Here is a 24,171-nt window from a genome sequence, read left to right as displayed (position 1 = left end):
GAGTGGCGTGGGGCCTGCCGGTACAGCCTACCAACGCAGCATGCGGGGGCCCCACCAGGCACCGAATACCGTCGGCACGAGCATGCCTAGGACATACCACACACCCCAGAACGGTACGCCCATTTCCGGACAATGCAGGCAGTAGGCAACCGTTGCGGTCGAGCCCGCCAGCAGGCCACCGGCAGCGCCCGCTTGCCGTAACCGGGTGGGCGCCAGACCTTTCAGCGCCCAGAACACGGTGACAAAGGCCGGCACCGACAGCAACGTGATATTCAGTGCGCAGGTACGCCATGTGCGCCCGAACAACAGGTCGGCGCGCGCCTCCACAGGCGCCCCGGCGATGCTGACCGCCGCCCCGCACCAGACCAGCAGCAGTGGCAAGCCAAGCATCTTCCAGCCTGCAGCGCCCTTCCCTCCTGGCCTGGCCAAGCGGCTCGTCAACCACAGCCCGATCAACGCCAAGCTGGTTGGAAAGGCGACTTTGCCCCAGAACAACGGGGTTTGTGCGACCTCTGTGATATCACTGCGTACACCGTAAAGGGTAATTGTCAGCAGCAGTGCGGCGGTCAGCCCGCCCAGCACAGCCACTGCCATCCGATTGCAAACGGCGTGGCGCGGTACTGGCCCTTCGCCTGCAGCCAGCAAGGCGATCAAATCGTCAGTCTTCATGGTTGTTGGCTCCTCCAATCAGCCTGGATAGCGCTTTCAGACCTCGATGTATCCCCACCTTTACCGCTGAACTGGAAAGCCCGGTAAGTTGTGCCGTCTCCTCGACGGACAACCCCTCCAGCTTGACATGAACAATCGGCAGTCGTTGCCGCTCTGGCAGTTGCTTGAGCAGCTTGGTCAGGTCTCGGCTGGCCTCGGCTGATTCAACCTCCGAGACGGCAAACAGTTGCGCATCATCGTCCAGCACATCATGCCGGGCGTCGCGACGTGAAACACTTCGCAGATGATCCGCCAGCTTGTAACGGGCGATCGCCTGCACCCAGGCGGTCAACGGCTGCTGCGGCTGGTACGTGTGGCGCGCGTTATGCACCGCCAGCAGCACATCCTGCACCATGTCCTCTATCTCGGCCGGGCGCCTGCTCAGACGGCTGCGCAGAAACGCACGTACATGCAGCGCAAGCGTGCCAAGAAAATCCTGATAGGCCAGCTGGTCGCCTGTCAGCCCCCGAAGCAACAGTGCTTTCAACCGGGCCTCGCGAGCCTCGAGCTCATCCTGTGAGTTAGTTCGCTGCATGGGTCGCCTGGGTTACACCCTGAATACAATTGACTTGATTCATCCGCTCCCGGCGTGTGGCACGCAGGTGCTGCAAATATGCCATGCCCTTGGCTTCAACATCAGGTCGTGAAGACACGCCCTGAAAAAATTTCTTCCAAGGCTGTAACCCGTTTTACGCAAGGCACGAACTACTCCATGAGCCGCCGGTAAAGACCACGGCCACATTCTCAGGAGATTGACCCATGAAAACCCTCGCCCTCACCACTGCAGCACTCGCTCTCGCCTCGCTTGCAGGCGTTGCCATGGCGGCCGACAGCACGCAACCCGCAGGCAGTGGCGCTGCCATGGAGAAATGCTACGGCGTCGCCATGGCAGGAAAGAACGATTGCAAGGCCGGCGCCGGTACCAGCTGCGCCGGCAGTGCGAAGAAGGACTACGACGGCATGCACTGGAAAAACGTCCCCGCCGGCACCTGCACATCGATCAAGACACCTGCCGGCATGGGCTCGCTGACACCTCAAAAGTCTTGATCAGGGGAAACCGACCATGAACGCAGACGCACGAATGGGCGCCGGAATCAGCCTGAAGGCCGAGCACTACGACCAGGCGCTGGCGTGCAATCTCGAAGGGCTCTGGTTTGAGGTTCACCCGGAGAACTACATGGTCGGTGGCCCTCGCCTTGCCTGGCTGAACCGAATCGCAGCACTTCACCCGGTCTCATTGCATGGTGTAGCACTTTCGCTTGCGGCTGACGCGCCCCCCGATCAGGACCATTTGCAGCGTCTGCGCGCACTGTGCGATCAGATCGAACCGGTACTTGTGTCAGAGCACCTGGCCTGGTCCACCTGGCAGGGGCACTACCATCCAGACCTGCTGCCATTTCCCCGCAGCAAAGAAGCCCTGCAGCGCATCGCTGAAAACATCCAGCGATGCCAGGAGGTATTGGGCCGGCGTATATCCATCGAAAACCCCAGTCATTACTTGCAGCTGCAGGGCCATGACTGGGACGAGATCGACTTTCTTGACGAACTGACACGTCGCACCGGTTGTGGCCTGCTGCTGGACATCAACAACGTCTATGTGAGTGCTCACAATCTGGGGTTTTCGGCAACTGCCTACCTGGACCGCTTTCCAGCGCAAGCCATCACAGAAGTTCATCTGGCCGGGCACAGCGATGATGACCAAGGCAGCCTGTTGATCGACTCTCATGATGCACAGGTGGCCGAGCCTGTGTGGGCGCTGTACCGCCAACTGGTTTCCCGTGTCGGCCCGCGCCCGACACTTATTGAACGTGACGACAAGCTTCCCCCGTTCACCGAGCTGCTTGCTGAACGGTCCATCGCACAGTCGATCATGTCTTGCCCAGGTGTATTGCCATGAACCTTTCCCTTGGTCAGTTCCAGCAAGCGTTCATCAAGGCGCTCTATTCCCGTCCTGCTCCCGAGCTTTCAGGAGTGACCGAACAGGCGGCGTTCGCGGTTTATCGCAACACGGTGCTGGCCGGCTGCGTGGATGCGCTGCGCGCAAACTTTCCGAGCGTGTGCACACTCGTCGGGCGCGCCTGGATGGATGAGACCGCGGCAGTTTACGCGCGGCAATTCCCCCCCAGCGATCCCCGGCTGATCTGCTATGGCGCAACCTTCCCGGATTTCCTCGAAGACATTCAGTCACAGCACGCTGTGCCGTATCTGGCGGATGTCGCCCGCCTGGACCTGCATTGGACAGAAGCCTTCAGCGCGCCGTACGAAACGTGCCTGAACCTTGTCGAACTGGCAGGCATGACCCCCAGTGATCTTGATCACGGTTGCTTGCCCCCCCGTGCCAGTGCTCGCTGGTACTGGTGCGAAGCGCATCCTGTGTACACCCTGTGGCGCTGCGCCCGCGAGCAGGTTGCCTGGCCCCATGACCAGCCATGGGTGGGCGAAGGGGTGCTGTTTGTCGGCACCGCTGATGGCGTATGCCATCAGCCGCTGGGGAAAGGTGGCCATGCGTTTCTCAAGGCCTGTGCGGCCGGACAGTCGCTGATGCAGGCCTCGGAACTGGCGCAACACGCTGAAACCGACCTGGATTTCACCGAGATGCTCGGGCGCCTGATGACAGCCCAGGCTTTTCGCCCACTCGCCTTCACAGGAGAACACCCTCATGGCTAGTGCCGACTTCACGCCCCCGGCCAGCAGCCTGCGGCGCGCCTGGAACCACATTGCACAGAGCCTCGAGCACCGTTTGAGCGATGACCTGTTGTGCCTGGTCGCCCGGTTCGGGATCGCCTCGGTATTCTTTCTTTCCGGACGCACCAAAGTGGAGGGTTTCCTCACCCTTACACCCAGCACCTATGAGCTGTTCCGCACCGAGTACGCGCTGCCGCTACTCTCGCCCTGGCTTGCAGCGCACCTGGCCGCCTACGCTGAGCACTTGTTCCCGCTATTGCTGGTGCTCGGGCTGATGACCCGGCTATCAGCGCTGGCACTGCTGGGCATGACGTTGGTGATCGAAGTGTTCGTCTACCCCGATGCGTGGCCCACCCACCTGACCTGGGCGGGGCTCTTGCTGCTCCTGGTCGCACGTGGCGCCGGCGCGTTTTCGCTGGATCATATGCTGAAAGTGAGATGACCGGAGGCCATTGGCACCTGGCCTGTCGGACACCATGTGTATCGTTTTCAATACGTCGTAACTAAAACGATACACACACTCCTCGACGTGGGTGCACAAGGGTTTGATGCTCAAAACCTTTTCCTCCCATGAGCACCTGGAACGATATCATTCCATACAAAAAATACGGCTTCTCCGCCTATTTACGTAACATATTGATAAATAAGAAGTTTTATAGGTTGGCCGCATTATTGCTAAGGGAATCCTACCCTAAGAGCGCGGCGCCACCGCGCCCCCAACGCCCTGCTTCCCGAGGATTCCCCATGAGCGAGTTGCGTTTCACTGAAGATCACGAATGGCTGCGCGTCGAAGCCGATGGCAGCGTCACCGTGGGCATCACCGCCTACGCCCAGAATGCCCTGGGCGACGTGGTTTTCGTGCAACTGCCAGAGTTGCAGCAGTATGAGAAAGGCAGCGAAGCGTCCACCGTCGAATCGGTCAAGGCCGCCAGCGGCGTGTACATGCCACTGACGGGTGAAGTGGTCGAGGTCAACGGCCAGCTTGAAGACAGCCCGGAACTGGTCAACGAAGACCCGATGGGCGAAGGCTGGTTCTTCCGCTTCATCCCTGCCGATGCAGAAGCCGTCACCGCTCTGCTCGATCAGGACGCCTACGACCGCCTGCTCAAAGCCAACGACGACGCCTGAGGAATCCCGCCATGACCATCAACCTCGGCACCGCCAACGAATTCATCGCCCGTCACATAGGCCCGCGCGCCGCTGACGAACAGGCCATGCTCACTGCACTGGGCTTCGACTCGCTGGACGCCATGACCGCTGCGGTCATCCCCGACAGCATCAAAGGCACCAGCGTGCTTGGCTCGCACGACGGCCAGAGCGAGGCCGACGCACTCGCCGCACTCAAGGCCATCGCCAGCAAGAACCAGCTGTTCAAAAGCTACATCGGCCAGGGCTACTACAACACCCACACCCCGGCACCGATCCTGCGCAACCTGCTGGAAAACCCGGCCTGGTACACCGCCTACACCCCGTATCAGCCAGAAATTTCCCAGGGCCGCCTGGAAGCGCTGCTGAACTTCCAGACCCTGATCAGCGACCTCACCGGCCTGCCGATCGCCAACGCCTCCTTGCTCGACGAAGCCACGGCTGCGGCCGAGGCCATGACCTTCTGCAAGCGCCTGTCGAAGAACAAGTCCAGCCATGCCTTCTTCGCCTCCGTGCACTGTCACCCGCAAACCCTCGACGTGCTGCGCACCCGTGCCGAGCCGCTGGGTATCGAGGTTGTGGTTGGCGACGAACGCGAGCTGGGCGATGTCAGCGCCTTCTTCGGGGCCCTGCTGCAATACCCGGCCAGCAACGGTGAAGTGTTCGACTACCGCGAGGTCGTGCAGCGCTTCCACGCGGCCAACGCCCTGGTCGCCGTAGCGGCAGACCTGCTGGCCCTGACCCTGCTGACCCCACCGGGCGAATTCGACGCCGATGTGGCCATCGGCAGCGCACAGCGCTTCGGCGTGCCACTGGGCTTCGGTGGCCCGCACGCGGCTTACTTCGCCACCCGCGACGCGTTCAAGCGCGACATGCCTGGCCGCTTGGTCGGCGTGTCGATCGATCGCTTCGGCAAAACCGCCCTGCGTCTGGCCATGCAGACCCGCGAGCAGCACATCCGCCGCGAAAAGGCCACCAGCAACATCTGCACCGCCCAGGTGCTGCTGGCCAACATCGCCAGCATGTTCGCCGTGTACCACGGCCCTGCCGGCCTCAAGCGCATTGCCGAGCGCACCCATGCCCTGACCGCGATCCTCGCCGCCGGCCTGAAGGCGCTGGGCGTACAAGTGGTGGGCGCCAGCGCTTTCGATACCCTGACCCTGGCCACCGGCACTGCCACCGCCAGCCTGCATGACAAGGCACGCGCCCAGGGCATCAACCTGCGCCAGATCGATGCCGCCCATGTGGGCCTGTCTCTGGACGAAACCAGCACTCAGGCTGACGTCGAATCGCTGTGGCAGCTGTTGGGGGGCGAGCAGGCACAGCCTGACTTCACCGAACTGGCCGCCAGCACCGGTTCCCTGCTGCCTGCCGCCCTGCTGCGCCAGTCGGCCATCCTCGAACACCCGGTGTTCAACCGCTACCACAGCGAAACCGAGCTGATGCGCTACCTGCGCCGCCTGGCCGACAAGGACCTGGCGCTGGACCGCAGCATGATTCCGCTGGGCTCGTGCACCATGAAGCTGAACGCCGCCAGCGAGATGATCCCGGTCACCTGGGCCGAGTTCGGCAACCTGCACCCATTCGCCCCGGCCGAGCAGAGCCAGGGCTACCTGCAGATGACCACCGAGCTGGAGGCCATGCTGTGCGCGGCCACTGGCTATGATGCCGTGTCGCTGCAGCCCAACGCCGGCTCGCAGGGCGAATACGCCGGGCTGTTGGCGATCCGCGCCTACCACCGCAGCCGGGGTGAAGGCCACCGCGATATCTGCCTGATCCCGTCGTCGGCCCATGGCACCAACCCGGCCACCGCACACATGGCTGGCATGCGTGTCGTGGTTACCGCCTGTGACGCCCGTGGCAACGTCGATGTCGAGGACCTGCGCGCCAAAGCCATCGAGCACCGCGAGCGCCTGGCCGCAATCATGATCACCTACCCGTCGACCCACGGCGTGTTCGAGGAAGCGATCGGCGAAATCTGCGCGATCATCCACGACAACGGTGGCCAGGTGTACATCGACGGCGCCAACATGAACGCCATGGTCGGACTGTGCGCACCCGGCAAGTTCGGCGGCGACGTTTCCCACCTGAACCTGCACAAGACCTTCTGCATCCCGCACGGTGGTGGTGGCCCGGGCGTAGGCCCGATTGGCGTCAAGTCGCACCTGGCGCCGTTCCTGCCAGGCCATGCACAGCTGGAAAACACCCAAGGCGCGGTATGCGCTGCGCCGTTCGGTAGCGCCAGCATCCTGCCCATCACATGGATGTATATCCGCATGATGGGCGGTGCCGGCCTCAAACGTGCCTCGCAGATGGCAATCCTCAACGCCAACTACATCGCCCGCCGCCTGGAAGAGCACTATCCTGTTCTGTATACCGGCGGTAACGGCCTGGTGGCTCACGAGTGCATTCTCGACCTGCGCCCACTGAAGGACACCAGCGGCATCAGTGTCGACGACGTGGCCAAGCGGTTGATCGACTTTGGCTTCCACGCCCCGACCATGTCCTTCCCGGTGGCTGGCACGCTGATGATCGAACCGACCGAAAGCGAGTCCAAAGAAGAACTGGACCGCTTCTGCAACGCGATGATCCAGATCCGCGAAGAAATCCGCGCGGTGGAGGACGGTAGCCTGGACAAGGACGACAACCCGCTGAAAAACGCACCGCACACTGCGGCTGAGCTGGTTGGCGAATGGACCCATGGCTACAGCCGCGAGCAGGCGGTATACCCCCTGGCGAGCCTGGTGGAAGGCAAGTACTGGCCGCCGGTGGGCCGGGTCGACAACGTGTTCGGCGACCGCAACCTGGTGTGCGCCTGCCCGTCGATCGAGAGCTATCAGGACGCCTGATAGCCCCTCCCCGCCACCTGGCTTGGGTGGCGGGCTCTGTGTAGGCGCGGGTTAACCCGCGCCTACAGGGCTCAACGTCCGCCCAACAATCTGGCAGGAGGTCAACATGTCACTGAGCGTCTTCGACCTGTTCAAGATCGGCATCGGCCCCTCCAGCTCCCACACGGTCGGCCCGATGCGCGCCGCTGCGCGGTTTGCCGAAGGGCTGCGCCGTGACGGCCTGCTGGCCCGCACCGCCAGCGTCAAAGCCGAGCTGTATGGCTCACTGGGCGCCACAGGCAAAGGCCACGGCAGTGACAAAGCCGTGCTGCTGGGCCTTGAAGGCGAACACCCGGACATTATCGACACCGACAGCATTCCCGCCCGCCTGCAGGTCATCCGCGACAGCGGACGCATCAACCTGCTGGGCGAACACAGCATTGCGTTCATCGAAAAGCAGCACCTGGCGATGATCCGCAAGCCGTTGGACTACCACCCCAACGGCATGATATTTCGCGCCTTCGACGACGCAGGCCTGCAAATCCGAAGCCGCGAGTATTACTCGGTAGGCGGTGGTTTCGTGGTCGACGAGGACGCTGCCGGCCATGACCGCATCGTCGAAGACACCACGGTGCTGGCCTATCCGTTCAAGACCGCCAAGGCGCTCCTCGGCCACTGCACCGCGCATGACCTGTCGGTGAGCCAGGTCATGCTGGCCAACGAGACCGCCTGGCGCCCTGAAGCAGAAACCCGAGCCGGGCTGCTGCGCATCTGGCAGGTGATGCAAGATTGCGTCGCGGCAGGTTGCCAGCATGAGGGCATATTACCGGGAGGGCTCAAGGTCAAACGCCGCGCACCGGCCCTGTACCGCCAACTGAGCGGCCACCCGGAAGCCAGCCTGCGTGATGCCCTGTCAGTGCTCGACTGGGTCAACCTCTACGCCTTGGCGGTGAACGAGGAAAACGCCTACGGCGGTCGTGTGGTCACCGCCCCTACCAATGGTGCGGCGGGCATCGTCCCGGCAGTCCTTCACTACTACATGCGCTTCGTCCCCGGTGCCAGCGAGGACGGGGTGGTGCGCTTTCTGCTCACCGCCGCAGCCATCGGCATCCTGTACAAGGAAAACGCCTCCATCTCCGGGGCCGAAGTGGGCTGTCAGGGCGAGGTCGGCGTTGCCTGTTCGATGGCCGCCGGGGCACTGTGCGAAGTGATGGGCGGTAGCGTGCAGCAGGTGGAGAACGCAGCCGAAATAGGCATGGAACACAACCTGGGCCTGACCTGCGACCCGATCGGCGGCCTCGTACAGGTGCCCTGTATCGAGCGCAATGCCATGGGCTCGGTGAAGGCCATCAACGCGGTACGCATGGCCCTGCGCGGCGACGGGCAGCACTACGTGTCGCTGGACAAGGTCATCCGCACCATGCGCCAGACCGGCGCCGACATGAAAAGCAAATACAAAGAGACCGCCCGTGGCGGCCTGGCCGTCAACATCATCGAATGTTGACCCAACAATGACAGCAAGGAGTCATCGATGTCCGAAACACTGCTCAAGACCCCACTGCATGCCTTGCACCTGGAACTGGGTGCACGCATGGTGCCGTTCGCCGGCTACGACATGCCGGTGCAGTACCCGCTGGGCGTGCTCAAGGAACACCTGCACACCCGCGAGCAGGCCGGCCTGTTCGACGTCTCGCACATGGGCCAGATCGTTCTGCGTGGCGCTGACGCCGCCAAGGCGCTGGAAAGCCTGGTACCGGTGGACATCATCGACCTGCCGGTGGGCATGCAGCGTTATGCCATGTTCACCAATGAGCAAGGCGGCATTCTCGACGACCTGATGGTGGCCAACCTGGGCGAGGACACCCTGTTCCTGGTAGTCAACGCCGCCTGCAAGGAGCAGGACCTGGCTCACCTGCAATCCCACATTGGCAACCGTTGCGAGGTGCAGCCGCTGTTCGAGGAGCGTGCCCTGCTCGCCCTGCAAGGCCCGGCTGCAGTCAAGGTGCTGGAACGCCTGGCTCCAGAAGTGGCCGGCATGACCTTCATGCAGTTCCGCCGAGTAACACTGCTGGGTGTGGACTGCTTCGTCAGCCGCTCGGGCTACACCGGCGAAGACGGCTACGAGATCTCGGTACCGGTCAACGCTGCCGACGCCCTGGCTCGCCGCCTGCTGGCCGAGCCGGAAGTACAGCCGATCGGCTTGGGCGCACGCGACTCGCTGCGCCTGGAAGCTGGCCTGTGCCTGTATGGCCACGACATGAACAGCGAGACTACGCCGATCGAAGCCAGCCTGCTGTGGGCAATTTCCAAGGTGCGCCGTGCCGAGGGTGCACGCGCTGCCGGCTTCCCGGGTGCCGAGACGATCTTCGCCCACGTGCGCGATGGTGTTGCGCGCAAACGTGTCGGCCTGTTGCCGCAGGAGCGTACGCCTGTTCGTGAAGGTGCGGACATTGTCGACGCAAACGATAAACCGGTAGGCAAAGTGTGCAGCGGGGGCTTTGGCCCGACACTCGCCGCACCTGTCGCCATGGGTTATATCGATAGTGAACATGCAGCACTCGACACCGCACTGTTTGCCGTGGTGCGTGGAAAGAAGGTGGCCTTGAAAGTCAGCAAAATGCCTTTCGTGACACCACGTTACTACCGTAGCTGAAACAGCTTTGTGAAGGTTTTGGGCAGCGTCGACATATTCGTTTTCGAACCTGCCCAATAACTTTTGAACATGGCGCCAGGCCAGGCGCCATGCCGTTTCCGACAAATCGGTCGGTTATCGGCAAGCGGCCAGTTTTCCATACGACCAAGGGCTTGTTTTTCGCTCGGGAGTTGGCGTAGAGTCACTGCACTGTGTTTGCATGGGTCGCAACAGTTCGTGACCTGGGCCAGTAGCCGAGATTTGCTACAACCCGTTCGACGTCTCTTACTTCCTGCAACCCAGCCCAGTAATCTTTCGCTTACAAAAAAGTGCGAAAGAAACTGTCATCAAAATTTAAGCTTCATAGGAAATAAGACAATGGCTGAGCGTCAGAACGGTACCGTCAAGTGGTTCAATGACGAAAAAGGTTACGGCTTCATCACCCCAGAAAGCGGTCCGGATCTGTTCGTGCACTTCCGCGCTATCGAAGGTAGCGGCTTCAAAAGCCTGAAAGAAGGCCAGAAGGTTACCTTTGAAGCAGTTCAGGGCCAGAAAGGCATGCAGGCTGACAAGGTTCAACCTGTCTGATCCAGCGCCAGACTTTGAAAAGCCCCTGCCAAGTGCAGGGGTTTTTTTTTGCCCGTAGAATAGCAGGCTCGTCTTCTGGAGCTGTCCTGCATGTCCAAGCCTCTGCTCACACCCCAGGGTGATTTTCCGCCGGTCGGCCTGGGCCGGCGCCTGGCAGCGATGTTCTATGACTTTCTACTGTGCACCGCGCTGCTGATCGTGACCGCCGGTGCCTACAAGATGATTCAGATGTCGATCATCGGCGAAGCACGTATGCGCGAGCTGACCGAGGCCGGTGCACTGGATGGCGACCCATTGCTGTCTACGGTACTGCTGTTTGCCCTGTTCGGCTTTTTTGCCAAGTTCTGGACCCACGGTGGGCAGACGCTGGGTATGCAGGTATGGGGCGTTCGGGTGCAGAATGCCGATGGCTCGGCCATCAGCCTGTGGCAGGCGCTCTTGCGGTTCGTCGTGTCGATTGCCTCGTGGCTGTGCCTGGGGCTGGGTTTTTTCTGGGTGCTGATCGACAAGCGCAAGCGTGGTTGGCATGACATCTATTCGGAAAGCCAGCTGGTGCGGGTGCCTAAACAGAAGAAATGAGCCAGAGGATTGGCGTTGCCGGTTCGGGCCCTTTCCTGATGCCTGCGCGATACCTGTAGGCGCGGGTTTGCCCCGCGAACGCGCCGGGCCAGATAAACAGCCATGAAAAAGCCGACCCTGAGGTCGGCTTTCTTGTGCAGCTCTGGCTATTACCCTGCCCGGCGCAACAACCACACACCGGCCAAGGCACAGATGCCCGCCGGTATCACCACCGCCAGCAGCGGCGGGAAGCCGAATACCTGGCTCGAAGGCCCGAGCAGGTCCTGGCCAATGCGAAACACGAAGCCCACCAGCACACCCGTGAACACGCGCTGACCAAGGGTAACCGAACGCAGCGGGCCAAAGATGAACGAAATCGCCATCAGCACCAGGGCCGCCGTTACCATCGGCTGCAGCACCTTGGTCCAGAATGCCAGCCAATATCGGGAGTTGTTCAGGCCCTGGTCAGACAGGTAGTGGATGTAGTCCCACAAGCCGGTAATCGAAAGCGACTCCGGCGCGAGGATCACGGTATTGAGCAGTTCTGGGGTGAGCGAAACATCCCAGCGCTCCTCCGGCGCGTTGACCACCTCGGTGTGGTCGCCACGGAAATAGGTGGTACGCACATCAGCGAGCAGCCAGTGGTCGTTCTGGTACTGCGCACGGCGGGCAAAGCTCGAGGTGACAATCTTGCGCTCGCTGTCGAAGCGGTAGCGGGTCACGCCCAGCAGCAGGCCATTGGGCTGTACGGCGTTGATGTGCACATACTCCTCGCCCTGGCGGTGCCACATGCCACGTTTGGAACTTTGTGCTTCACCACCACCTTGGGCCAGGGAACGGTCGGCCTGAGCCTTGTTCTCGGTCACCGGTGCCACATATTCGCCAATCAGCAGCCCCACCAGCATCAGCACCAGCATGGGTTTCATCACCGCCCAGACGATACGACCGATGGACACGCCGGCCGCACGCATGATGGTCAGCTCGCTGCTGCTGGCCAGACTGCCCAGGCCGATCAGGCAACCGATCAGGGCGGCCATTGGCAGCATTTCATACAGCCGCCGAGGTGCAGTAAGCAGGACAAAGTTGCCTGCCTCCAGCACCGTGTAGGTGTCACTCAGGTCGCCCATCTCATCGATGAAGGCGAAAAGCGAAGCCAGGCCGAGGATGATCCCCAGCACGGCCAGGATGGCCAGCAGCACGCTCTGGCCGATGTAGCGATCGAGCTTAGCCATGGGCCACCTCCGCACGGCGGGCGGCGCGTTTGAGGCGCAGCGGCTCCCAGTACATCAGGCCAAGGCCGATCAGCAGGAACAGACCGTGTACCCACCACATGCCCAGGGCGATCGGCAGTTTGCCCTTCTCGAGGGCGCCGCGTACGGAAATCAGCATTGTCAGGTAGGCCATGTACAGAAGAATTGCCGGCAGCAGCTTGAGGAAACGGCCCTGGCGCGGGTTGACCCGCGACAGCGGCACCGCCAGCAGGGTGACGACGAACACCAGGATCGGCAGCGACAACCGCCATTGCAGCTCGGCGCGCTCACGCAGGCCCTCCTTGCCGATCAGTTCGGAGGTGGGAAGCGCTTCGCGCTCGGTCACTTCCTCGGCGACTTCCGGCTTGGGCAGCAGCACGCCGTAGGTGTCATATTTGATGGCGCGGTAGTCGGCCTGGCCCGGGTTGCCGTCGTAGCGGTAACCGTTTTCCAGCACCAGATAGCGGTTGCCGTCGGCCTGGATTTCCTGGTGGCCCTTCTCGGCGACCAGCACCGAGGGGGCGCGGTCCTTGGTCTTGTCCTGATTGAAGCGCTTCTCGGAGATGAACACCCCGCCCAGGTTGATGCGGTCATCCGACAATTGCTCGGTATAGGTTACCCGCGAACCATCACGCAAGGTCTGGAAGCGGCCCGGCACCAAGGTGTCGAACTCGGTCAGGGCATCCTGCTGGCTGATGATCTGCTGCACCTGGGCCACGCCCAGCGGGGCCAGGCTCAGGCTCAACCAGGCCACCAGCAGGGCAACCAGGGCAGCCGGCGCCATGGTCATGCCCAGCAGGCGCTGCTGGCTCATGCCAGTGGCCGACAGCACGGTCATCTCACTCTCCAGGTACAGGCGCCCGTAAGCCAGGAGGATGCCGAGGAACAGCCCCAGAGGCAGGATCAGTTGCAGGAAGCCTGGCAAGCGGAAGCCCATGATCAGGAACAACACGCCAGGGTCGAGCACGCCCTGGGCAGCCTGGGCCAGGTACTTGATGAAGCGCCCGCTCATGATGATCACCAACAGCACAGCGCTGACGGCGCTCAAGGTGACCAGGACCTCGCGGGACAGATAACGAAAGACGATCAAACCAGACACTCCTGGGTTGTCAGGGCGGACTGCCATGCAATGGCGCCAAACAATGACTTAGTACATCCAAGACCAATGCCGGTTCGCCAAAGGCGAACCTCCATGTAAAGTGCGCGCATTATCCTGTGATTGACCGCCCCTGTCACTTGGCCGCGTACGAAGGTGCACAACGGGGTTGTCAGCACGCTTGCCACAGGCTCAAACTGGCAGCTTTTCCGCTGGTGCGCGACGACGCGGCCAGGCCCGTCCAGAGCGCTGGAACACACAGCGCCATTCGTATCGATCATTCGGGGATCCTGACATGGAACTGGTTGTAAAAAGCGTAGCTGCTGCATCCGTAAAAACCGCCACACTGGTCCTTCCGGTAGGTGAAAACCGCAAGCTCGGCGCTGTTGCCAAGGCTGTCGACCAGGCCAGCGAAGGCGCCATCAGCGCCGTGCTCAAGCGCGGCGACCTGGCCGGCAAGCCGGGCCAGACCCTGCTGCTACAGAACCTCCCGGGCCTGAAGGCCGAGCGCGTGCTGCTGGTGGGTAGCGGCAAGGAAGAAGCCTTGGGCGACCGCGCCTGGCGCAAACTGGTGGCCAGTGTCGCTGGCGTGCTCAAGGGCCTGAACGGCGCTGACGCAGTACTGGCCCTGGACGATATCGCGGTCAGCAACCGCGACGCCCATTACGGCAAATACCGCCTGCTGGCCGAAACCCTGCTGGACGGCGAATATGTGTTCGACCGTTTCAAAAGCCAGAAAGCCGAGCCGCGTGCGCTGAAAAAGGTCACCCTGCTGGCCGACAAAGCCGGCCAGGCCGAAGTCGAGCGTGCGGTCAAGCATGCCAGCGCCATCGCCAGCGGCATGGCCTTCACCCGTGACCTCGGCAACCTGCCACCCAACCTTTGCCACCCAAGCTTCCTGGCCGAACAGGCCAAGGAACTGGGCAAGGCGCACAAGGCCCTCAAGGTTGAAGTGCTGGACGAGAAAAAGATCAAGGACCTGGGCATGGGCGCGTTCTACGCCGTGGGCCAGGGCAGCGACCAGCCGCCACGCCTGATCGTGCTCAATTACCAGGGCGGCAAAAAGGCCGACAAGCCATTCGTGCTGGTGGGTAAAGGCATTACCTTCGACACCGGCGGCATCAGCCTCAAGCCAGGCGCCGGCATGGATGAAATGAAGTACGACATGTGCGGCGCCGCCAGCGTGTTCGGCACCCTGCGTGCAGTGCTCGAGCTGCAACTGCCGATCAACCTGGTGTGCCTGCTGGCCTGCGCCGAGAACATGCCAAGCGGCGGCGCCACCCGCCCAGGTGACATCGTCACCACCATGAGCGGTCAGACCGTGGAAATCCTCAACACCGACGCTGAAGGCCGCCTGGTGCTGTGCGACACCCTGACCTACGCCGAGCGCTTCAAGCCGCAGGCGGTGATCGACATCGCCACCCTGACCGGCGCCTGCATCGTCGCCCTGGGCAGCCACACCTCCGGCCTGATGGGCAATAACGACGACCTGGTCGGGCAGTTGCTCGATGCCGGCAAGCGCGCCGACGACCGTGCCTGGCAGCTGCCGCTGTTCGATGAATACCAGGAGCAGCTGGACAGCCCGTTCGCCGACATGGGCAACATCGGTGGGCCGAAGGCCGGTACGATCACCGCGGGTTGCTTCCTGTCGCGCTTCGCCAAAGCCTACAACTGGGCGCACATGGACATCGCCGGCACCGCCTGGGTCAGTGGCGGCAAGGACAAGGGCGCCACTGGCCGCCCGGTACCTCTGTTGACCCAGTACCTGCTGGACCGCGCTGGCGCCTGAAGCCGTGAAGCCGGTGGTGCCTTGCGCGCCACCGGCCGGCGATTCCCACCATGAGCAAAGTCGACTTCTACATTCTGCCCACCGACTCGCTGTCGGCGCGGCTCGATTTCGCCTGCAAGCTGTGCGAGAAGGCCTGGCGCCTTGGCCACCAGGTCTATTTGCACTGCCAGGATGCAGAACAGCGCAGTGAACTGGACCAACGCTTGTGGCGCTTCAAGGGCGAGGCCTTCGTGCCCCACGACCTCGCCGAGGTGCATGCCGATGCTGACGTGGTTCTGGGCCTGGCTGACAACGCCGGCGAGCACCACGGCCTGCTGATCAACCTCGGCGCCAGCGTGCCGGGCTTTGTCGGGCAGTTCGAGCGGGTGGCCGAAATCGTTGTTGAAGAGCCGGCTATCCGCCAATCAGCCCGTGAGCGATTCCGTTTCTACCGTGAACAGGGCTATGCTCTGCAAGACCACCGCTTACAGCGACTTTGACGACGATGGACAAGCCCTCCCCTTTGCCCGATTCCGCCCATCTGCTCGATGACCTCGAGTCGATCCGTCAGCTGCTTGGCGACGCCGACCTGCAACCGCCGCTGCTCACCGAGACGGTAGAGCAGATTCCGTTGCTGCTGGACGAAGCCGCCAGCGACCCCGCGGCGCCCGCCGAACCTGTAGCTGCCGAACCCGAGGACGACCCGCAGACCCGCCGCCAGGACACCCTGCTGCACCTGGAAAGCGAGCTGCGCGCCGCAGCGCAGATGATCATGCAGGACGTGATCAACGACTTTACCCCGCATATCGAGAACGAAATCAAGCGCCGGCTGGATGCGCGGATCGAGCGGCTGATCAAGCGTTCCGAGTAGAACCGGGCAACGGTGTCGCCTGCTTCGCGGGCAAGCCCGCTCCCACAGGTTCTGAGCCTGCGCTTTGCCCGTAAGAGCGGACTTGCCCGCGAAGCAGGCGACTCTGTTCCGACAGTTGTCAGCAGCTTGTCGCCTGCGGCCCCCAGCTTGGTTATACTTCCCGGCTTTCCCGAATAAATGCACAGGGTCCCGCCGCGCATGGATAAGACCTACCAGCCGCACGCAATCGAAACTTCCTGGTACAACACCTGGGAGTCCGAGAACTATTTCGCTCCACAAGGTGCAGGCGAGTCCTACACCATCATGATCCCGCCGCCGAACGTAACCGGCAGCCTGCACATGGGCCACGGGTTCAACAACGCGATCATGGACGCCCTGATCCGTTTCCGCCGCATGCAAGGCCGCGACACCCTGTGGCAGCCGGGTACCGATCACGCGGGTATCGCCACGCAGATGCTGGTCGAGCGCCAACTTGAAGCCAAAGGCCAGAACCGTCATGACCTGGGCCGCGAAAAGTTCCTGGAAAAAGTCTGGGAATGGAAGGATCAGTCCGGCGGCAACATCAGCCGCCAGATTCGCCGCCTGGGCTCATCGGTAGACTGGAGCCGCGAGCGCTTCACCATGGACGACGGCCTCTCCGAAGCGGTTAAAGAAGCGTTCGTGCGCCTGCATGAAGACGGCCTCATCTACCGCGGCAAGCGCCTGGTCAACTGGGACACCAAGCTGCACACGGCCATCTCCGACCTCGAAGTGGAAAACCACGACGAGAAAGGCCACCTGTGGAACCTGCGCTACCCACTGGCCGACGGCGCCAAGACCGCCGAAGGCCAGGACTACCTGGTAGTTGCCACCACGCGTCCGGAAACCCTGCTGGGTGACGCTGCCGTGGCCGTCAACCCGAACGACGAACGCTACCAGGCACTGATCGGCAAATTCGTCGAACTGCCATTGGTCGGCCGCCGCATCCCGATCATCGCCGATGACTACTGCGACCCCGAGTTCGGTACCGGTTGCGTGAAGATCACCCCGGCCCACGACTTCAACGACTACGAAGTCGGCAAGCGTCATAACCTGCCGCTGCTGAACATCTTCGACAAGAACGCCTTCGTGCTGGCCAGCGCCCAGGCCTTCAACCTCGACGGCAGCGTTAACGAGCAGGTCGACACCCAGCTGCCGGCCCAGTACGCCAACCTTGACCGCTTTGTCGCGCGCAAGCAGATCGTCGCCGACCTGGACGCCCAGGGCCTGCTGGTCAGCATCGACGACCACGCCCTGAAAGTGCCGAAAGGCGACCGCTCCGGCACGGTCATCGAGCCGTGGCTGACCGACCAGTGGTACGTTTCCACCAAGCCGCTGGCAGAGCCTGCCATCGCCGCCGTGGAAGATGGCCGCATCCAGTTCGTGCCCAAGCAATACGAGAACATGTACTTCTCCTGGATGCGCGATATCCAGGACTGGTGCATCAGCCGCCAACTGTGGTGGGGCCACCGCATTCCTGCGTGGTACGACGAGGCCGGCCAGGTCTACGTTGGCCGCAACGAGGAAGAAGTGCGCGCCAAGCACAAGCTGGGCGCCGACGTGGTCCTGCGTCAGGATGACGACGTACTCGACACCTGGTTCAGCTCGGGCCTGTGGACATTCTCCACCCTGGGCTGGCCGGAACAGACCGAATTCCTCAAGAAGTTCCACTCCACCGACGTGCTGGTGACTGGCTTCGACATCATCTTCTTCTGGGTTGCGCGCATGATCATGCTGACCATGCACCTGATCAAGAACGAAGACGGCACCCCGCAGGTACCGTTCAAGACCGTGTACGTGCACGGCCTGGTACGTGACGGCCAGGGCCAGAAGATGTCCAAGTCCAAGGGCAACGTGCTGGACCCGCTGGACATCGTCGACGGTATTACCCTCGACGCCCTGCTGGAAAAACGCACCAGCGGCATGATGCAGCCCAAGCTTGCCGAGAAGATCGCCAAGCAGACCAAGGCCGAGTTCCCCGAAGGTATTGCCAGCTACGGCACCGACGCCCTGCGCTTCACCTTCTGCTCGCTGGCCTCGACAGGCCGCGACATCAAGTTCGACATGGGCCGCGTCGAAGGCTACCGTAACTTCTGCAACAAGATCTGGAACGCTGCCCGCTACGTGCTGGACAAGGGTGAAGACTGCGGCCAGAACGGCGAAGCCTACGAGCTGTCGCTGGCAGACCGCTGGATCATCTCGCAACTTCAGCGTACCGAAGCCGAAGTAACCCGCCAGCTGGAGCAGTTCCGCTTCGACCTGGCCAGCCAGGCGCTGTACGAGTTCATCTGGAACCAGTATTGCGACTGGTACCTGGAGCTGTCCAAACCGGTACTGTGGGACGAAAACGCCCCGGTAGAGCGCGCCCGTGGCACCCGCCGCACCTTGGTGCGCGTGCTGGAGGTGGCACTGCGTCTTGCGCATCCGTTCATGCCGTTCATCACCGAAGAAATCTGGCAGCGCATCGCGCCGCTGGCCGGCATCGACGGCAAGACCATCATGCTGCAGCCATGGCCAGTGGCCAACGAAACGCGCATTGACGCCGCCGCCGAAGGCGACATCGAGTGGCTGAAAGAGTTGATGGTCGGCCTGCGTAATATCCGCGCCGAAATGAACATCGGCCCCGGCAAGCCGCTGCCGCTGTTCCTGAAGAACGCCAACGCCGACGACCAGCGCCGCCTGCAGGAAAACGAAGCGCTGCTGAAGAAGCTGGCCAAGGTCGAGTCGTTCACCGTACTGGGTGATGCCGACGAAGCGCCGCTGTCCGCTACCGCCCTGGTCGGTGACCTGCAAGTGCTGGTGCCAATGGCCGGGCTGATCGACAAGGATGCCGAGCTGGCGCGCCTGAACAAGGAAATCCAGCGTCTGCAAGGTGAAGTGCAACGTGTTGGCGGCAAGCTGTCCAACGCAGCCTTCGTCGACAAGGCCCCGCCTGCGGTGATCGAGAAGGAACGCGCCAAGCTGGCCGAGTCCGAACAGGCCCTGGCCAACTTCACCGAGCAGCATGCGCGGATTGCAGCGCTGTAATCACTAGAGAGACCGTTGGGGCCGCTGCACGGCCCTTTCGCGACACAAGGCCGCTCCCACAGGACGGCGCCAACCTTCAAGGCGCCACCACCCTGTGGGAGCGGCCTTGTGTCGCGAAAGGGCTGCGTAGCAGCCCCAGGTTCTTCAAGCCACCGCTCGTATAGGGCTGGACACTGCCATGACCCCGAACAAACCCACCCTGCACCCGCGCAACCGCCACCAGGGTCGCTACGACTTCCCCAGCCTGATCAAGGCCCACCCTGACCTGGCCCGCTTCACCATCACCAACCCCCACGGCAAGCCCAGCATCGACTTTGCCAACCCCGAAGCCGTCCGCGTGTTCAACCGTGCACTGCTCAAGGCCCAGTACGGCATCCAGCACTGGGACATCCCAGCCGATTACCTGTGCCCGCCCATTCCTGGCCGTGCCGACTACATCCACGTAGCCGCCGACCTGTTGGCCGATGACAATGCTGGCGACGTCCCAAGGGGCGCCCAAGTGCGTGCGCTGGACGTCGGCGTGGGGGCCAACTGCATCTATCCACTGCTGGGCCACAGCGACTACCGCTGGCGCTTCCTCGGTTCAGACATCGACCCCGTGGCTCTGGCCTCGGCCAAGGCTATCGTCCAGGCCAATGGCCTGGGCAAAGCCATTACCCTGCGCCAGCAGGCCAACCGAGCGCACATCCTCAGCGGCCTGCTGCAGGAGGGCGAACGCTTTGACCTGACCCTGTGCAACCCGCCCTTCCATGCCTCACGCGACGAAGCCACCCGCGGCAGCCAGCGCAAATGGAAGAACCTCGGCAAGCAGGACCCCAAACGCAAGCTGCCGGTGCTGAACTTCGGTGGCCAGAACAATGAACTGTGGTGCGAAGGTGGCGAAATCCGCTTTGTCACCCAGTTGATTGGCGAAAGCGTGCAGTACGCCGAACGGGTGCTGTGGTTCACCAGCCTGGTGTCCAAGGCCAGCAACCTGCCGGGCATCGAGGCCGCGTTGAAGAAGTCCGGCGCCAAGGCCGTGCGCATCATCGAGATGGGCCAGGGGCAGAAACAGAGCCGCATGGTCGCCTGGAGCTTCCATGACGACGCCGCACGCCAGGCCTGGCACGCCCAGCGTAAATCACAGGCATGAAAAAACCGCGCCCGGGCAAGCCGGACGCGGTTTCGTCAAAACAACAATTACTTGTTGATAGCGTCGGTCAGCACTTTGGCTGGAACGAACTTGACGACTTTCTTGGCAGCGATTTCGATGGCAGCGCCAGTCGAAGGGTTGCGGCCGGTACGGGCAGGACGCTCGGAGACTTTCAGCTTGCCGATGCCTGGCAGAGTGATTTCAGCGCCGTTTTCCAGTTGGTCGGCAACGATCTGGCCCAGTTGCTCCAGAGCGTTCTTGGCGGTGGCTTTTGGCGCGGCGATCGATTCGGCGATGTCGGCAATCAGTTGGTCTTTGGTCAATGCCATGGTGGTGTTCCTTCCCTATCAAATTCGATGGTTATGCAGCGGACTACGACGTTATCGGGCCAGCCCCTTGAAATGGAGGGCCGCGCCAATTGCGTATGTAGATACGAAAATCGGCGTTTGGTTCGACACGACGACAGCATGCTGCCAGCAATGCGCACACGAGGGGCGCAAGACCGCGCAAAACTACCACATGAATGGATAAATATCCGCCTCGCACTTTGATTAAATGCAGGTTTTTCGGGGGTTTCAGCTGAAAACACACAAAATTGAACAAAAAACGAACAACCGACATATCTGCCAACATACGGCCACTGCATCACCTCAGGTCTAGGTTAAACTTGGCAACTTTTGCAGCTCGCCGAGAATTCCATGCCAATCCGTCATTGCATCGTTCACCTGATCGACAAAAAGCCCGATGGCAGCCCCGCCGTGCTGCATGCTCGCGACTCCGAACTGGCTGCCTCCGATGCCATCGAAAACCTCCTGGCCGACCTCAATGACAGCTACAACGCCAAGCAAGGCAAGGCCTGGGGCTTTTTCCACGGCGAATCGGGCGCCTACCCGCTGAGCGGCTGGCTGAAGCAGTACCTGGAGGGGGAAAAGGACTTCACCGCCTTCAGCCGCGTGGCTGTCGAGCATCTGCAGAAGCTGATGGAAGAGTCCAACCTGTCCACCGGCGGCCACATCCTGTTTGCCCACTATCAGCAAGGCATGACCGAGTACCTGGCGATCGCCCTGCTGCACCATAGCGAAGGCGTGGCGGTGAATGCCGAGCTCGACGTGACCCCTTCCCGTCATCTCGACCTGGGCCAGCTGCACCTGGCAGCACGCATCAACCTGTCGGAGTGGAAGAACAACCAGAACTCCAGGCAGTATATTTCGTTCATCAAGGGCAAGAACGGCAAGAAGGTGTCGGATTACTTCCGCGACTTCATCGGCTGCCAGGAAGGCGTCGACGGCCCGGGCGAAACGCGTACCCTGCTCAAGGCCTTCAGCGATTTCGTCGAAAGCGAAGACCTGCCGGAAGAATCCGCCCGCGAAAAGACCCAGACCCTGGTCGAGTACGCCACCACCCAGACCAAGCTGGGCGAGCCGGTGACGCTTGAAGAGCTGTCCAGCCTGATCGACGAGGACCGCCCCAAAGCGTTCTACGACCACATCCGCAACAAGGACTACGGCCTGTCGCCGGAAATCCCTGCTGACAAACGCACCCTCAACCAGTTCCGCCGTTTCACCGGGCGTGCCGAGGGGCTATCGATCAGCTTCGAGGCACATTTGCTGGGGGACAAGGTGGAGTATGACGAAGCGGCGGGGACCTTGATCATCAAGGGGCTGCCGACAACCTTGGTGGATCAGCTGAAGCGCCGCAAGGACTGATTTCCCCCAAGCCGCCAAAGGAGGCCACCAGTGCCTCCTTCGCCGACTTGCGCAGCCGTTTCACCAACCGCTCCTGGCGCAGCGCCGCGCCCTTGTCCGGCCACTGCTCCACATACACCAGCGCCTGGGCCGGGCTGGTCTTGAAATAGCGGGCGCCCTGCCCTTTCTGATGCGCGGCGAACCGACGCTGCGGGTCATCGCTGATGCCGCAATACAACGAGCCATTGGCTGCCCTTACCAGATAGACAAACCAGGGCTTACCAACGGCAGGTTCGACGACTTCACTCACCCTGGGCCTGCTGGAATGCGCGCAACCCCTTGAATGCCTGCAGGCGGACCTTGTTCTGCATCAGCGGCGACCACCCCAGCAGCATTCCAGGAACACCCAACGCTTGCCGCGACCAGCGCCACAGGTCAAAGGTATCGTCATGCTGGCAAATCAGCCCATCACGCATGACAAAGCGTGCCTGGATATCGTTGACCACAACACGGCCGGTCTGGCTGAACAGGTAGGTAGCCACCCAGTGCGCGCTGCCACTGTGCTCATCTGCACGTATGCTGTCGAATGTCAGGGTGAAGTTCTTGGCGCGGGTGGTGAGCATCCGCCACATATCGCCTGCGTCCTTGCCGCGCAGGGTACCGAACACCGGGTCGCTGAAAACGATATCGCTGCTGTAGCAGGCCAGCATGGCGTCGGCATCCAGGCGCTGGAAAGCCTGGTAGAAACGGGTAATCAGGGCGCGGTTGGCATCGCTCATTGTGGGCTTGTCCGTCCTAGGTTCGAAAACTGCACGATAATCTGCCCCGATGGCTTATGCCAGTACCGTCCTCTTGGCAGGCAAGAGGACGGTACTGCAAAAACAGGCCTCAGACTTTTTCGCAGGTCACCTGCACCTGCAGTGCCCGCCCGGCACCCAGCCCGAACACGACGGCGCCAACGCCCAGTACCGCAAAAATCCAACCCAATGCCGCCCAGCCGCCGGTCAGGTCATGCACCAGGCCCACCGCGAAAGGCCCCATCGAGGCCAGGGTATAACCCACCCCTTGGGCCATGCTCGACAAGTTCGCCGCCACGTGGGCATCTTTCGAGCGCAGCACGATCAAGGTCAGCGCCAGGGCAAAGGTACCGCCCTGCCCCAGGCCCAGCACAATGGCCCACCCCCACAACCCGGAAAGTGGCGCATACAGGCAACCGAACAGCCCCGCCAGCGTACCTGACATGACCAGCACGATTGCCAGCCGCTGGTCCTTGCCGCGGGTGGCCAGCCAGGGAGCACTGAGCGAGCTGATCAACTGCACGATTACCGACCCCGACAGCACCAGCCCTGCCTCGGTAGGGCTGAGGCCGCGACCGATCAGGATCGATGGCAACCAACCGAACACGATGTAGGCCAGTGATGACTGCAGGCCCATATACAGGGTCACCTGCCAGGCCAGTGGGTCACGCCACAAGCCTCGCACGCGATAGGCCACCCTGTGCAGCCCATGCCCCTGACGGGCCTGTGGCAGCCACACCAGCATGGCCAGCAAAGCCGGCAGCACCCAGAAGCCCAACCCCAGTGCCCAGCTGCCGTCGAAATGCTGGGCCAACGGCACGGTGGCACCCGCGGCCATGGCCGCGCCCAGGCATAATGCCATGGTGTATACACCGGTCAGCGTGCCAGCGTGTTGCGGAAAGTCGCGCTTGACGATACCTGGCAACAATACGCCGATAATGCCGATGCTGGCCCCTGCCATCAGGCTGCCGAGGAACACGCCGACAGCCCCAAAGGTACTTCGTACCACGAGGCCAAGCGCCAGGGTGACGAGGATGCCAAGAATCACCCGCTCGCTGCCAAAGCGCCGCGCCAGCACTGGCGCCAAGGGAGCAAACAGGCCCAGGCAGAGCACCGGCAAGGTGGTCAGCAAGCCCGCCTGCGAAGCATTCATCCCCAAGCCTTCAGATACTTGGCCCAGCACCGGCGCCATGCTCGACAATGCCGGGCGCAGGTTCAAGGCCACCAGCACCAGGCCCAGCAGCAACAGCCAGGGCCGCCGCAACACCACAGCCTGTTGCTGGACCTGTTCGTCGTCAGCTTCAGCGTCGATCAGCAGCTCATCGAGATCCCGCTCGTTCGATGGGGTATTACGGGTGATGGATTCAGCCATGGCCTTCTCG

Annotated in this window: 24 protein-coding genes; 16 read left to right on the top strand and 8 right to left on the bottom strand. The window is 62.2% G+C overall.

Annotated elements, in window-relative coordinates:
* Positions 1-27: 27 nt before the first annotated feature.
* On the bottom strand, positions 28-669 hold the full coding sequence (locus KW568_RS05420; RefSeq protein WP_003255080.1) for a DUF1109 domain-containing protein: 642 nt from the start codon (positions 667-669) through the stop codon (positions 28-30).
* Positions 659-1,243, bottom strand: coding sequence for a sigma-70 family RNA polymerase sigma factor (locus KW568_RS05415; protein WP_003255081.1), 585 nt, complete (start codon positions 1,241-1,243; stop codon positions 659-661). The genes KW568_RS05420 and KW568_RS05415 overlap by 11 nt, the downstream gene beginning before the upstream one ends.
* Positions 1,244-1,467: 224 nt before the next feature.
* Here KW568_RS05415 and KW568_RS05410 point away from each other — a divergent pair, with 224 nt between their 5' ends.
* The 10 genes from KW568_RS05410 to KW568_RS05365 all read left to right on the top strand — a co-directional run bounded on the left by KW568_RS05410 (position 1,468) and on the right by KW568_RS05365 (position 11,166).
* A complete protein-coding gene (locus KW568_RS05410) occupies positions 1,468-1,755 on the top strand; it encodes a DUF2282 domain-containing protein (protein WP_003255083.1) in 288 nt (95 codons plus the stop codon).
* 16 nt (positions 1,756-1,771) lie between these two features.
* A complete protein-coding gene (locus tag KW568_RS05405) occupies positions 1,772-2,605 on the top strand; it encodes a DUF692 domain-containing protein (protein ID WP_004575649.1) in 834 nt (277 codons plus the stop codon).
* Positions 2,602-3,375, top strand: a complete 774-nt coding sequence (locus KW568_RS05400) for a DNA-binding domain-containing protein (protein WP_004575650.1) — start codon at positions 2,602-2,604, stop codon at positions 3,373-3,375. Before KW568_RS05405 ends, KW568_RS05400 begins: the two co-directional genes overlap by 4 nt.
* On the top strand, positions 3,368-3,835 hold the full coding sequence (locus KW568_RS05395; RefSeq protein ID WP_004575651.1) for a DoxX family protein: 468 nt from the start codon (positions 3,368-3,370) through the stop codon (positions 3,833-3,835). The genes KW568_RS05400 and KW568_RS05395 overlap by 8 nt, the downstream gene beginning before the upstream one ends.
* Before the next feature lie 302 nt (positions 3,836-4,137).
* Entirely contained in the window at positions 4,138-4,521 is a 384-nt protein-coding gene (gcvH, locus tag KW568_RS05390) for a glycine cleavage system protein GcvH (protein ID WP_003255087.1), read from the top strand.
* Positions 4,522-4,532: 11 nt separating this feature from the next.
* Complete coding sequence (gene gcvP, locus KW568_RS05385) at positions 4,533-7,388, top strand: aminomethyl-transferring glycine dehydrogenase (protein ID WP_004575652.1); 2,856 nt, start codon at positions 4,533-4,535, stop codon at positions 7,386-7,388.
* Positions 7,389-7,494: 106 nt separating this feature from the next.
* Complete coding sequence (locus KW568_RS05380; RefSeq protein WP_004575653.1) at positions 7,495-8,871, top strand: L-serine ammonia-lyase; 1,377 nt, start codon at positions 7,495-7,497, stop codon at positions 8,869-8,871.
* Positions 8,872-8,898: 27 nt separating this feature from the next.
* Positions 8,899-10,020: a glycine cleavage system aminomethyltransferase GcvT gene (gcvT, locus tag KW568_RS05375; protein WP_004575654.1), complete on the top strand. Its 1,122-nt coding sequence runs from the start codon at positions 8,899-8,901 to the stop codon at positions 10,018-10,020.
* A gap of 357 nt (positions 10,021-10,377) precedes the next feature.
* Positions 10,378-10,587 carry a cold-shock protein gene (locus KW568_RS05370; protein ID WP_003255093.1) on the top strand — a complete coding sequence of 70 codons (210 nt, stop codon included), beginning with the start codon at positions 10,378-10,380 and terminating at the stop codon, positions 10,585-10,587.
* A gap of 90 nt (positions 10,588-10,677) precedes the next feature.
* Entirely contained in the window at positions 10,678-11,166 is a 489-nt protein-coding gene (locus KW568_RS05365) for an RDD family protein (protein WP_003255094.1), read from the top strand.
* Between the two features lie 149 nt (positions 11,167-11,315).
* Here KW568_RS05365 and lptG read toward each other — a convergent pair whose 3' ends face one another.
* On the bottom strand, positions 11,316-12,377 hold the full coding sequence (lptG, locus tag KW568_RS05360; protein WP_003255095.1) for an LPS export ABC transporter permease LptG: 1,062 nt from the start codon (positions 12,375-12,377) through the stop codon (positions 11,316-11,318).
* Positions 12,370-13,485, bottom strand: coding sequence for an LPS export ABC transporter permease LptF (gene lptF / locus KW568_RS05355; protein WP_004575655.1), 1,116 nt, complete (start codon positions 13,483-13,485; stop codon positions 12,370-12,372). The genes lptG and lptF overlap by 8 nt, the downstream gene beginning before the upstream one ends.
* A gap of 301 nt (positions 13,486-13,786) precedes the next feature.
* Between lptF and KW568_RS05350 the strand changes: the two genes are divergently transcribed.
* The 5 genes from KW568_RS05350 to rlmF all read left to right on the top strand — a co-directional run bounded on the left by KW568_RS05350 (position 13,787) and on the right by rlmF (position 20,307).
* The gene (locus KW568_RS05350) at positions 13,787-15,280 is read left to right on the top strand and encodes a leucyl aminopeptidase (protein ID WP_004575656.1); all 1,494 of its coding nucleotides are present in this window, start codon (positions 13,787-13,789) and stop codon (positions 15,278-15,280) included.
* 50 nt (positions 15,281-15,330) lie between these two features.
* Positions 15,331-15,759, top strand: a complete 429-nt coding sequence (locus KW568_RS05345; protein ID WP_004575657.1) for a DNA polymerase III subunit chi — start codon at positions 15,331-15,333, stop codon at positions 15,757-15,759.
* 5 nt (positions 15,760-15,764) lie between these two features.
* A complete protein-coding gene (locus tag KW568_RS05340; RefSeq protein WP_003255102.1) occupies positions 15,765-16,130 on the top strand; it encodes a hypothetical protein in 366 nt (121 codons plus the stop codon).
* A gap of 198 nt (positions 16,131-16,328) precedes the next feature.
* Positions 16,329-19,175, top strand: coding sequence for a valine--tRNA ligase (locus KW568_RS05335; RefSeq protein WP_004575658.1), 2,847 nt, complete (start codon positions 16,329-16,331; stop codon positions 19,173-19,175).
* Between the two features lie 178 nt (positions 19,176-19,353).
* Positions 19,354-20,307 carry a 23S rRNA (adenine(1618)-N(6))-methyltransferase RlmF gene (gene rlmF, locus KW568_RS05330; protein ID WP_004575659.1) on the top strand — a complete coding sequence of 318 codons (954 nt, stop codon included), beginning with the start codon at positions 19,354-19,356 and terminating at the stop codon, positions 20,305-20,307.
* 47 nt (positions 20,308-20,354) lie between these two features.
* Here the strand turns inward: rlmF and KW568_RS05325 are convergent, their stop codons facing one another.
* A complete protein-coding gene (locus KW568_RS05325) occupies positions 20,355-20,636 on the bottom strand; it encodes an HU family DNA-binding protein (RefSeq protein WP_003255106.1) in 282 nt (93 codons plus the stop codon).
* A 369-nt stretch (positions 20,637-21,005) separates the two neighbouring features.
* On the opposite strand from KW568_RS05325, the gene yejK reads away from it, so the two are divergent.
* Positions 21,006-22,013, top strand: a complete 1,008-nt coding sequence (yejK, locus tag KW568_RS05320; RefSeq protein WP_003255108.1) for a nucleoid-associated protein YejK — start codon at positions 21,006-21,008, stop codon at positions 22,011-22,013.
* Here yejK and KW568_RS05315 read toward each other — a convergent pair.
* The 3 genes from KW568_RS05315 to KW568_RS05305 form a co-directional block, all read right to left on the bottom strand.
* Positions 21,961-22,302 (bottom strand): GIY-YIG nuclease family protein, encoded by a 342-nt coding sequence (locus tag KW568_RS05315; protein ID WP_003255109.1) that lies wholly within the window; start codon positions 22,300-22,302, stop codon positions 21,961-21,963. The genes yejK and KW568_RS05315 overlap by 53 nt on opposite strands.
* Positions 22,295-22,771, bottom strand: a complete 477-nt coding sequence (locus KW568_RS05310) for a nuclear transport factor 2 family protein (RefSeq protein ID WP_003255111.1) — start codon at positions 22,769-22,771, stop codon at positions 22,295-22,297. The genes KW568_RS05315 and KW568_RS05310 overlap by 8 nt, the downstream gene beginning before the upstream one ends.
* A 109-nt stretch (positions 22,772-22,880) precedes the next feature.
* Positions 22,881-24,161, bottom strand: coding sequence for an MFS transporter (locus KW568_RS05305; protein WP_003255112.1), 1,281 nt, complete (start codon positions 24,159-24,161; stop codon positions 22,881-22,883).
* Positions 24,162-24,171 lie beyond the last annotated feature (10 nt).

It is taken from the genome of Pseudomonas sp. HD6515 (assembly GCF_024971855.1).
GTDB lineage: Bacteria > Pseudomonadota > Gammaproteobacteria > Pseudomonadales > Pseudomonadaceae > Aquipseudomonas > Aquipseudomonas alloputida.
This window is presented reverse-complemented; position numbering and strand designations above follow the sequence as displayed.